The organism is Microbacterium sp. Leaf351 (genome assembly GCF_001423825.1).
Classification (GTDB): Bacteria; Actinomycetota; Actinomycetes; order Actinomycetales; family Microbacteriaceae; genus Microbacterium; species Microbacterium ginsengisoli.
Map to the genome: position 1 here is coordinate 29299 of NZ_LMPK01000037.1, position 10717 is coordinate 40015.

Here is a 10717-nt window from a genome sequence, read left to right on the forward strand (position 1 = left end):
GCTCGGCATCCGGGTGAAGTACATCGCCCGGTACGAGGGCGACGGACCCGCCGACGGTGCGTCCGCGCCCGAGCCTCCCGCACCGCGCGGCGGTGTCGCCGCCACACCGNTCTCGGCATCCGGGTGAAGTACATCGCCCGGTACGAGGGCGACGGCCCCGCCGACGGTGCGTCCGCGCCCGAGCCTCCCGCACCGCGCGGCGGTGTCGCCGCCACACCGNCCGTCCCGCAGGTCCGGCAGCGAGCGTCCGACGCCGGCCCGGGCATCGGCGGCCGCGGCCGCCTCGGTGACCGACTGGGCGGTGGCTCCGATCCCGGGCGACGATGAGGCACCGTCCGGGGTCGAGGCATCCGCTGCGCCCCGCGCCGTGGTCGCCCCGCCCGCGCCGCAACCGATCGCGCCCGAGCCGGTCGCTCCCGCGCAGTTCGCCGTCGACGACGAACCCGAAGACGCCGTGCCGACGCCCGACCGTGACCTGCCGCCGCGCGACGGCGACGTGCTGCCGCCTACGGCAACGACACCGTCGGTGGCCGTCGACGAGGACGACGACGTCGACGACGAGCTCGACACCGACGCCGGCGTCGGTGCCCCGCCGGTCATCGCCCCGCCGACGCCGCGCGTCGCCACCGGACCCGAGCGCTACGGCGAGGCCGTCGTACGCCAGTTGCTCGACGCCCGGTTCGTGGGTGAGGAGCCCTATTCGGCGCCGACGAGGTTCGCCTGATGTACGACGGCATCGTCCAAGAGCTGATCGACGAGTTCGGGCGTCTCCCCGGCATCGGCCCGAAGTCGGCGCAGCGCATCGCGTTCCACATCCTGCAGACCCCGAGCTTCGACGTGTCGCGGCTCGCGACCCTGCTCGTCGACATCCGCGAGCGGGTGCGGTTCTGCGAGATCTGCGGCAACGTCTCCGAGCAGGAGCGTTGCGCCATCTGCCGCGATCCGCGCCGCGACCAGACGCTCATCTGCGTCGTCGAAGACGCGAAGGATGTCGCGGCGATCGAGCGCACGCGGGAGTTCCGCGGTCTCTACCATGTGCTCGGCGGGGCGATCAGCCCGATCGGCGGCGTCGGTCCCGATGACCTGCGTATCGCGCAGCTCATGCAGCGCCTCGCCGACGGCACGGTCACCGAGGTCATCCTCGCGACGAACCCCAACCTCGAGGGCGAGGCGACGGCGACCTACCTCAGCCGCCTGCTCACGACGCTCCAGATCGCCGTCACCCGACTGGCCTCGGGCCTCCCGGTCGGCGGCGACCTCGAGTACGCCGACGAGGTCACGCTCGGGCGTGCCTTCGAGGGGCGCCGCGCGGTCTGACGCATCGCGGCCCGTCCCGCCGGACACATGGCGGATCGGCGATGCGGCCTTGCCTAGAATGGACGGTCGGGCGCGGCATCCGTGCGCCAGGCATATTCCCGGGAGTTCCACTGTGGCGTTGATCGTGCAGAAGTACGGCGGCTCGTCCGTCGCCGACGCCGAGAGCATCAAGCGGGTCGCGAAGCGCATCGTCGACACGCGGCGTGCCGGGCACGACGTCGTCGTCGCGGTGAGCGCCATGGGCGACACGACCGACGAGCTGCTCGACCTCGCCCACGAGGTCGCCCCCATCCCGGCGCCGCGCGAGCTCGACATGCTGCTCTCGTCGGGCGAGCGCATCTCGATGGCGCTGTTGGCGATGGCGATCCACTCGATGGGCTTCGAGGCGCGCTCGTTCACCGGCAGCCAGGCAGGCATGATCACGGATGCCACCCACGGCGCGGCGCGCATCGTCGATGTCACCCCGGTGCGCCTGCGCGAGGCGCTCGATGAGGGCGCCATCGTCATCGTCGCGGGCTTCCAGGGCTTCAACCGCGACACCCGCGACATCACGACTCTGGGTCGTGGCGGGTCGGACACGACGGCCGTCGCGCTCGCCGCCGCCCTGAGCGCCGACGTCTGCGAGATCTACAGCGACGTCGACGGCATCTTCACCGCCGATCCCCGTGTCGTGCCGAAGGCCCGCAAGCTCGGCGTCGTCACGAGCGAGGAGATGCTCGAGCTCGCCGCCAACGGCGCCAAGGTCCTCTACATCCGGGCGGTCGAGTACGCCCGTCGTCACGGCGTGACCATCCACGCCCGGTCATCGTTCAGCTCGGCCGAAGGGACGTTGGTGCTCGGCCCCGACGCCCGTGCCGAGCGTCTCGCACAGGGAGAGCACATGGAAGAGCCGATCGTCGCGGGCGTCGCCACCGACCTCAGCCAGGCCAAGGTCACGGTCGTCGGGGTGCCCGATGTTCCCGGCAAGGCCGCCGAGATCTTCACGATCGTCGCGAAGTCGGGCGCGAACGTCGACATGATCGTGCAGAACGTGTCGGCCGCCGCCACCGGTCGCACCGACATATCGTTCACGCTTCCCAAGTCGGATGCCGCGGCGGCCCTCCGCGCCCTCGCCGCCGACCAGGCGGAGGTCGGCTTCGAGGCGCTGCTGCACGACGACCAGATCGGCAAGCTGTCGGTCGTGGGTGCGGGTATGCGCAGCCACTCGGGTGTGTCGGCGACGCTGTTCGACGCGCTGTCGAGCGCCGGCATCAACATCGAGATGATCTCGACGTCCGAGATCCGTATCTCCGTGGTGGTGCGTGGGTCGGATGTCGCCGCCGCCGCCCGCGCGGTGCACACCGCCTACGGGCTCGACGGTGACGACGAGGCCGTCGTCTACGCCGGCTCCGGCCGCTGAGGCCCGACTTCATGCGCCGAGGGGGATCGGCGCCCGGATAGAATCGGGCAAACCTTCCGCCCGCGACTTCCGCGCGCCCGTCCCACCCGAGGTACCCGCATGACCCGCATCTCCGATTCCGGATTCACCGTCGCCGTCGTGGGCGCCACTGGCCAGGTCGGCACGGTGATGCGCGAGATCCTCGCCGAGCGCGCCTTCCCGGTGCGCGAGCTTCGCCTGTTCGCGACGGCGCGCAGCGCCGGCACGTCGGTCGAGTACCAGGGTGTCTCGGTCGTCATCGAGGATGTCGCGACCGCCGATCCGGCCGGCATCGACATCGCCCTCTTCTCGGCGGGTGCGACCGGCAGCCGCGCCCACGCGCCCCGGTTCGCCGAAGCGGGCGCCACCGTCATCGACAACTCCAGCGCCTGGCGCATGGACCCCGAAGTGCCGCTCGTCGTCAGCGAGGTCAACCCGCACGCCATCGACGAGGCCGTCAAGGGCATCATCGCGAACCCCAACTGCACGACCATGGCCGCGATGCCCGTGCTGAAGGTGCTCGACGCCGACGCCGGGCTCGAGCGTCTCATCGTCTCGACCTACCAGGCCGTCTCGGGGTCGGGTCTCGCCGGCGCCCGCGAGCTGCTCGGCCAGGTGGAGGGCGTGCTCGCGCAGGGCCACACGCTCGACCTCGTGCACAACGGGGCATCCGTCGACTTCCCGGAGCCCGAGAAGTACGTCGCCCCGATCGCGTTCGACGTCATCCCGTTCGCGGGCAACCTCGTCGACGACGGTCTGAACGAGACCGACGAGGAGAAGAAGCTCCGCAACGAGAGCCGCAAGATCCTCGAGCTGCCCGAGCTGCGCGTCGCCGGCACCTGCGTGCGCGTGCCCGTGTTCACCGGTCACTCGCTGTCGATCAACGTCGAGTTCGCCCGTGACATCACACCCGAGCGCGCGCGCGAGCTGCTCTCGGCCGCGCCCGGTGTGCGTCTCGAGGAGGTTCCGACACCGCTGCAGGCCGCCGGCACCGACCCCAGCTACGTGGGTCGCATCCGCGCCGACCAGTCGGCGCCCGAGGGCAAGGGTCTTGCGCTCTTCATCTCGAACGACAACCTCCGCAAGGGTGCCGCGTTGAACGCGGTGCAGATCGCCGAGCTCGTCGCCGCGAAGCTGCAGGTCACCGCCTGAGCCCGATCGCCTCGAAGGGCCGGATGCCGCGGCATCCGGCCCTTTCGCGTCGGTCAAGAACGCCCGACTTTCACGGGCCGGCGAGGCCCTCGCGCGAGGGCGGGTCGCGCGCGCGAACTAGACTCGAACGGTGAGCGAAACCCTCGATGTCGCCCTGATCGGCGGCGGAGTCATGAGTGCCACGCTGGGCACCTTCCTGCAGCAGCTGCAGCCCGACTGGAAGATCGCGGTGTTCGAGCGTCTGGGCGATGTCGCCCAGGAGAGCTCCAACGCGTGGAACAACGCCGGCACCGGGCACGCCGCGCTCTGCGAGCTGAACTACATGCCGCAGGCGGCCGACGGTTCCGTCGACCCGGCGAAGGCGGTCTCGATCAACGAGCAGTTCCAGCTGAGCCGTCAGTTCTGGTCGTCGCTGATCGACCAGGGCATCCTCGATGAGCCGTCGACGTTCATCAACGCGACCCCCCACATGACCTTCGTGCGCGGCGAGAAGGATGTCTCCTACCTCCGTCACCGGTATGAGTCGCTGAAGCAGCAGCCGCTGTTCTCGACGATCCAGTTCAGCGACGACTCGCGCGTCATCAACCAGTGGGCCCCGCTGCTCATGGACAAGCGGCTGAAGGCCGACGAGCCGTTCGCGGCGACGCGCGTCGAGGCCGGCACCGACGTCGACTTCGGCTCGCTGACGCGGCAGCTATTCGACGGCATGGCGGCGCGGGGCGCCGACATCCTCACGGGCCGCGAGGTGCGCAACCTGAAGAAGCTCGCCGACGGCACGTGGCGCATCGACTACCGCCACACGGTCGGGCGTGCTCCGGCGCGGGTGAACGCGCGGTTCGTGTTCGTCGGCGCCGGCGGCTGGGCGATCAAGCTGCTGCAGAAGTCGGGCATCCCCGAGATCAAGGGATACGGCGTGTTCCCCATCGGGGGCCAGTGGCTGAAGACGAGCAACCCCGACGTGGTCGCGAAGCACCGCGCGAAGGTCTACTCGCAGGCGTCGGTGGGCGCCCCGCCGATGTCGGTGCCGCACCTCGACACCCGCGTCGTCGACGGCGAGACCTCCCTGCTGTTCGGCCCGTTCGCGACGTTCAGCCCCAAGTTCCTGAAGACCGGGTCCCGCTGGGACATCGTCGCCCAGGTGCGTCCGTCGAACCTGTTCAGCATGCTGAAGGTGGGCGCGACGAACCTCGACCTCGTGAAGTACCTGGTCAGCGAGCTGCTGAAGACGCACAAGGGCAAGATGAAGAGCCTGCAGGCGTTCATGCCCACCGCCGACGCGAAGGACTGGGAGTTGCTGAACGCGGGCCAGCGCGCGCAGGTGATGGTCGGCGGCAAGCTGCAGTTCGGCACCGAGGTGGTCTCGGCCGGCGACGGCTCGATCGCGGGCCTGCTGGGGGCATCGCCCGGCGCCTCGACGGCGGTCGCGATCATGCTGAACCTGCTGAAGACGTGCTTCCCCGACCGCATCGCCGGATGGCAGCCGAAGCTCACCGAGCTGATCCCGACCTACGGCGAGACGCTGAACGACAAGCCGGAGCTCGCGCGCGAGACTCTCGCGCGCACGGCCGGCGACCTGTCCATCTCGGTCTGACGCGGGCGTGGCGAAGCTCTACTTCCGCTACGGAGCGATGAACTCCGGAAAGTCGACGGCGCTGCTGCAAGCCGCCTACAACTATGAGGAGCGCGGCCAGACCGTGCTGCTGGCCAAGCCCGAGATCGACACGAAGGACGCCGACCGCATCTCGAGCCGTCTGGGCGTCACCCGCCCGGTCGACTTCCTCGTGCGGCCGGAGGACGACATCCGGGCGATCTTCGCGCAGCACCGCGCGCGCGTGCACGCCGAGGCCGAGTCGACCCTGGTGCCCGAGAACCGCGATGTGGCGTGCCTGATGATCGACGAGGCGCAGTTCCTCACGCGGGAGCAGGTCGACGATCTGCTGCGCATCGTGGTGCTCGACGGCGTGCCGGTGCTCGCCTACGGCATCCGCACCGACTTCCAGACGCACGCGTTCCCGGGGTCGCGGCGTCTGATGGAGCTCGCCCACAGCCTGGAGGAGCTGAAGACCATCTGCCGCTGCGGCCGCAAGGCGCTGTTCAACGCGCGGCTGGTCGGCGGCCGGTTCGTGTTCGACGGCGATCAGGTTGCGATCGACGAGCTGTCGAGCGAGCGGGTCACCTACGAGTCGATGTGCGCGGAGTGCTATCTGCGCGAGTCAGGCGGGCTGCTCGGCTGACGCCCGCCGCGGCGGCCACGGCACAAGCATCGAGGTGCGCCGGCGGTAGTCGGCGTACGCCGGGTACTTCTCCGACGTGATCGACTCGGTGAACACGGTCGACCCGATGAACAGCACCGTCAGCAGCGCCGCTCCGATGATCGACCAGTTGAGCGCGCCGCCCCAGAACGAGACTCCGGATGCCGCGGCCGCCGTCGCGCCGAGCAGATATAGCATCCACCACTGGGCCTGCTCGCAGAAGAAGTTGGGGTGGCGGCTGTAGCGGAAGAGGCCGGTGTCGACGAAGCCGGGGGACAGGGTGCCGCCCGCGGCGCGCTTGCGCTGGTGGAATTTCCACTGCTGCTGGTCGGCGGTGAACTCGCCCACGAGGAACAGCAGGAACAGCAGCGACCACGCGGCATCCCACCCGGTGAACGGTGCGGGGAACGCGAGGGCGACGACGGCCGGAAGGGTGATGAGCACGAGCAGAGCGTTCTGGTACAGGACGATGAAGAACAGGTTGAACGCCTGGAACTGGCCCGGCGACATGCGCGCCCGAAGGATCGCCCACCGGTAGTCCTCCATGCCGGTGTAGCCGCCCTTGCGGGCGAAGTTGAACGTGAGGCGAGCGCCCCAGAGGGTGACGAGCACAGCCATCACGACGAGACGCGTGGCGTCGACGCCGGTGCCGAGCGCGAAGCCCGCGAAGATCCACACGTAGACGACCGGGACGACCGACCAGATGCGGTCGACCCACGAGGTGTCTTTCGTGATCAGCGACAGCACCCAGCAGGCGGCGCTCACGACGCCGGCGACGGTCAGAACCCAGGCGAGAGCGGTCACGTCGTCAGCGTAGCGCCGCCCGGGGACGGCGAGGGCGGTCGCCGTGGCGCCGGGGTGAGCGCGGCGGGAGCGTCAGCGCGCGTCGGGGAGGGTGGGGATGAGTTGCTCGAGGAACACGGCGGTGTCCTCCCAGCCCTCGACCGCCTGGCAGGCGACGCCGAGGGCGAGCACCGGGTAGTCGTTGCCGTCCGGGTCGAGTCGGTCGCCGACGAACAGCATCTCATCGAGCGAGATGCCGGTCTGCGTCGCGAGCTGCGCCATGCCGTAGGCCTTGTCGATGCCGCGATGGGTGATGTCGACGGACGTCGAGCCGCCCGAACGCACCTCGAGATCGGGGATGCGGGCGGCGACGGCCTCGCGCAGCGCATTCTTCTTCTCGCCGGTCGGATCCCACGCCATCTTCGCGTCGAGGGGAGCCTGCTGTCCGAGGGCGGAGAACGTGATCTGCGAGCCGCGGTCCTCGAGAATCGGGCCCCAGGGCTCCGCCTCCCACAGGCCGAGACGCTCCGCCTCCTCCTGCACCGCCGCCAGCGCCCGAGACTTCTCATCGTCGCTCAGCGCGTGGGCGTAGATCGTCTCGATGCCGTCGGCGTTCAACCGGTAGTACTGGGTGCCGCAGGTGGGCATCAGGTGGAAGCGATCGAACACCGTCGACGCGGCATCCGGCAGCTTCTCGACCACCTGCGCGCGGAACTGGCCCAGCTGGCCGCCCGAGATGATCGCGACCTCCACACGCTGGGCGAGGGCGACGAGCAGATCGCCGATGCGCGGATCGATCGCGCTCTTCGAGGGCGCGAGAGTGTCATCGAGATCGAAGGCGACGAGCCGGGGCGCGGACATGTGGTCTCCGTTTCTGGATATGACGAGGGCTCCGTCATTCCGGCGGAGCCCTCTGCAGTCGGGGTGACAGGATTTGAACCTGCGGCCTCGTCGTCCCGAACGACGCGCGCTACCAAGCTGCGCCACACCCCGTGGCAACCCTCCGAGTCTACCCCGTCGCCGCGGCCTGCGACGAATCGGGCGCGGGCACGAGAGTGAGCAGCGAGGCCTCGGGGCGGCATCCGAATCTCACCGGCGCGTAGATCGACTGGCCGAGTCCGGCGCTCACGTTCAGGGGAACCGTGCGGCCGTGATGCGTCCAGGCGCTGAGGCCGCGCGCCTGGTCGAGGGGGATGTCGCAGTTGGCGACGAGGGCGTTCTTGGCGAACGGGATGCGCACCTGTCCGCCGTGCGTGTGGCCCGCGAAGATCGCGTCGGCACCGAGGTCGTCGAACACGTCGAGCACGCGACGATAGGGCGCGTGGGTGACGCCGAGGGTCAGGTCGGCGACTCCCGCGGTGCGCTGCGCCTCGCGCAGCGGGGGGAGCGCGGCGAGGTCGTCCCAGTGTCGATGTGCGTCGTCGACACCGAACGCGTCGACGCGAAGCCCCGCCACGTCGATGCTCGAGGCGGCGTTGTTGAGGTCCTGCCAGCCCAGGTCGTCACGCAGGAAGCGATCAAGGGCATCGGTGTCGATGCGCTCCTCCCGTACATGGCGTTTCGAGGGCCCCGTGAAGTATCGGAACGGGTTGCGCGGCGCAGGGGCGTGGACATCGTTCGACCCGTGCACGAACACGCCGGGGATTCCGCCGAACGCCGACAGAGCAGCACGCACGCCATCGAGGCCCTCGGGATGGCCCAGGTTGTCACCCGTGTTCACGATGAGATCCGGGCGCAGATCGTCGAGACCCGCGACCCACCTCTGCTTGGCACGCTGCCACGGTGCCATGTGCAGGTCGGACAGGTGCAGGACGCGGATCGCCGGCGCTCCCGGCGGCAGGATCGCCACCGTGTGCGTGCGAACGGTGAACAGGAAACGCTCGACGCTCGTTCCCCACACCGCCGCGGCGGCGCCCGCTGCCCCGACCGCGCCGAGCGCGATCAGGGCAGTGCGGGTGGTGGTCGGCGTCATCCGCTGCCGGTGCCGCCGGAGCCGCCGCCACCCGAGCCGCCGCCACCCGATCCGCCGCCGCTGGCGGGGGTGCAGGTGATCGCGATCGGGTCACTCGGGCGTGCCGACTGGCCGGCGCCGGGGCTGGTGCCGCTCGCCTTGGCGTTCGGCGTGGAGCAGATGGCCGGGTTCGCGAAACTCACGTTTGTGAAGCCCGCGCTGCTCAGCGTCGCCTGCGCCTGCGACGGCGACTGTCCGCTCACCCCTGGAATCGGAACCGCGGGTGCGTTGCCGGTGCTCGGCGACAGCGTCACGGTGGTGCCTCCGGCGACCTGGCCCGCGGCCGGATCCTGCTGGGCGACGAGGCCGGCGGCGACCGTCGAGTCCACCGGGGTGCCGGTCTGCACGTTGAAGCCGGCGGTCTGCAGCTGCTGCGTGGCCTGGTCGACCGTCAGACCCACCACGTTCGGCAGTGTCGACATGACCTGCTTCGTGAGGTTGGGGTCGGGCGCCGGGAAGGCGTCGCCGCCGTAGAGTTTGTCGGCCGCGCCCTGAATCTCCTTCGCCAGGACGTAGCGCAGGTTGGAGAGCTGCCTTCCGCCGGTCGAAAGGTGGAAGAGGTTCGAGAAGCCGTTCGCGTTGCCGACCCACACCGCTGTCGTCGCCTTGGTCGACGACTCGATCAGCCACGTGTGCGTCTGCTCGTTCGTACCCGTCTTGCCGAGCAGCGGGGTGCCGTCGTACGGATTTCCGCCCGTACCGGTTCCTCCGCGCATCACGCCCTGCAGGGCGTAGGCCGCGGTGGCCGCGACATTCGGGTCGATGACCTGGGAGCAGTTGGAGGCAGGCTTGGCGAGCTCGGTGCCCGAGGCATCCGTCACCTTGTCGATGACCGTCGGGCTGCAGTAGATGCCGTTGTTCGCGACGGTCGCGAACGCCTCGGCCATCGCCATCGGCGACACGTTGTCGACGCCGATGACCTCGGTGCCGTAGTCCATCGGAATCGGCTTGCCGTTGCCGAATGTGACGCCCATCTTGGCGACAGTCTGCGCGATCGGGCACAGCCCGATCTTCGAGGCCATCGCGAGGAAGCCCGAGTTGATCGACGCGGCCGTGAACTGCATCGGCGTGCCGATCATGCCCTGGCCCTCGAAGTTTCCGATCGTCTCGTTGTTCGCGTTGGTCCAGGTGCCGTTGCAGGTGGGGATGTTCTTGAACACCCGGTTGCGGCCGTCGATGACCTGATTGACCGAGTTCCCCGCTTCGAGCCAGGAGACCAGGGTGAAGATCTTGAAGGTCGAGCCCGCGGGGAATCCGCCCGACTTGCCATACGTCGAGTTTCCGGCGTAGACGAGGCTGGAAGTGCCGGGCGTTGATCCGGCCGAATCGGATTCGCTGTAGTTCGTGTTCTGCGTGATCGAGAGCACGCGTCCCGTGGACGGCTCGATCGTGACCGACGTCGACCCGAGGTCGATGCCGGCCATCGTCGCCGGCACGTACTTCGACATCGAGCCCTGCGCGGAGTTCTGCAGGTTCATGTCGATCGTGGTGTAGATCTTCAGGCCACCCTTCTGCAGCTTCGCGGCGCGCTCCTCGGGGGTGGAGCCGAACGCCGGGTCGTTGGAGACGACGTCTTGCACGTACTTGCAGAAGTAGGGCGCGGAACTCGCCGCGCATCCCGTCTTCGGGGTGGTGATCGTGGGGATGATCGGGTCGGACACGGCCTTGTCGTGATCGGCCTGCGAGATCTTGCCGTCGATCAGCATGCGGTCGAGAACGTAGGTCTGCCGCTGCTTGGTGAGCGCGTAGTGGTTTGCGTCGCCGTTGGTCGTGCTGGCGGGCTGG

9 protein-coding genes and 1 tRNA gene are annotated in these 10717 nt (G+C 69.5%); 5 read left to right on the forward strand and 5 right to left on the reverse strand.

Features of this window, described 5'->3' with window-relative positions:
• Positions 1–723: 723 nt before the first annotated feature.
• The 5 genes from recR (at position 724) to ASG00_RS12680 (ending at position 6120) form a co-directional block, all read left to right on the forward strand.
• Positions 724–1317 carry a recombination mediator RecR gene (gene recR, locus ASG00_RS12660; RefSeq protein ID WP_056210041.1) on the forward strand — a complete coding sequence of 198 codons (594 nt, stop codon included), beginning with the start codon at positions 724–726 and terminating at the stop codon, positions 1315–1317.
• 112 nt (positions 1318–1429) lie between these two features.
• A complete protein-coding gene (locus ASG00_RS12665; RefSeq protein ID WP_045246322.1) occupies positions 1430–2716 on the forward strand; it encodes an aspartate kinase in 1287 nt (428 codons plus the stop codon).
• Positions 2717–2815: 99 nt separating this feature from the next.
• Positions 2816–3886 (forward strand): aspartate-semialdehyde dehydrogenase, encoded by a 1071-nt coding sequence (locus tag ASG00_RS12670; protein WP_056210043.1) that lies wholly within the window; start codon positions 2816–2818, stop codon positions 3884–3886.
• A gap of 130 nt (positions 3887–4016) precedes the next feature.
• Entirely contained in the window at positions 4017–5477 is a 1461-nt protein-coding gene (mqo, locus tag ASG00_RS12675; RefSeq protein WP_056210045.1) for a malate dehydrogenase (quinone), read from the forward strand.
• A 7-nt stretch (positions 5478–5484) separates the two neighbouring features.
• Positions 5485–6120, forward strand: a complete 636-nt coding sequence (locus ASG00_RS12680) for a thymidine kinase (RefSeq protein WP_056210047.1) — start codon at positions 5485–5487, stop codon at positions 6118–6120.
• Here ASG00_RS12680 and ASG00_RS12685 read toward each other — a convergent pair.
• The 5 genes from ASG00_RS12685 to ASG00_RS12705 all read right to left on the reverse strand — a co-directional run.
• Entirely contained in the window at positions 6100–6942 is an 843-nt protein-coding gene (locus ASG00_RS12685; protein WP_056210050.1) for a DUF1295 domain-containing protein, read from the reverse strand. The two genes, ASG00_RS12680 and ASG00_RS12685, sit on opposite strands and share 21 nt — an antisense overlap.
• A 72-nt stretch (positions 6943–7014) precedes the next feature.
• The gene (locus ASG00_RS12690) at positions 7015–7782 is read right to left on the reverse strand and encodes an HAD-IIB family hydrolase (protein ID WP_045246331.1); all 768 of its coding nucleotides are present in this window, start codon (positions 7780–7782) and stop codon (positions 7015–7017) included.
• A gap of 58 nt (positions 7783–7840) precedes the next feature.
• Positions 7841–7914 (reverse strand) — tRNA-Pro (locus ASG00_RS12695).
• Positions 7915–7930: 16 nt separating this feature from the next.
• Entirely contained in the window at positions 7931–8893 is a 963-nt protein-coding gene (locus ASG00_RS12700; protein WP_056210052.1) for a metallophosphoesterase, read from the reverse strand.
• The coding region (locus ASG00_RS12705) for a penicillin-binding transpeptidase domain-containing protein (RefSeq protein ID WP_235559587.1) at positions 8890–10717 on the reverse strand (1828 nt) is incomplete at its 5' end. The genes ASG00_RS12700 and ASG00_RS12705, both read right to left, overlap by 4 nt.